Origin of the sequence: Citrobacter sp. Awk 2, from assembly GCF_028069815.1 — a bacterium.
Classification (GTDB): domain Bacteria; phylum Pseudomonadota; class Gammaproteobacteria; order Enterobacterales; family Enterobacteriaceae; genus Citrobacter.
Genome location: NZ_JANEWL010000297.1, coordinates 1 through 203, shown reverse-complemented (window position 1 = coordinate 203; position 203 = coordinate 1). Strand labels below are relative to the sequence as shown.

The 203-nt window shown below is 48.3% G+C and carries 1 protein-coding gene; it reads right to left on the bottom strand.

The window, feature by feature from the left end; translation table 11 throughout:
* On the bottom strand, window positions 1-203 hold a 203-nt coding region (locus NNO02_RS23725), incomplete at both ends, for an alpha/beta fold hydrolase (protein WP_271455920.1).

Below are 203 nucleotides of genomic sequence, written 5' to 3'. Positions count from 1 at the left end.
ATATGAAATATAGGTTGTCATTTCATTATCCAGCGCATAGGGCGAATTCATCACAAACAGTGCGTCCGGGGCTTCGATTGCAGCAGCGGCCAGGGCAATCATCGTTCCCTGGCTGTGTGACAGTACCGTCACTGTATCTTCAGGATGTTTATCTCGAATGGTTTTAATGAGCTTTGCCAGACGACCAGCTGCGTGGGCATAAT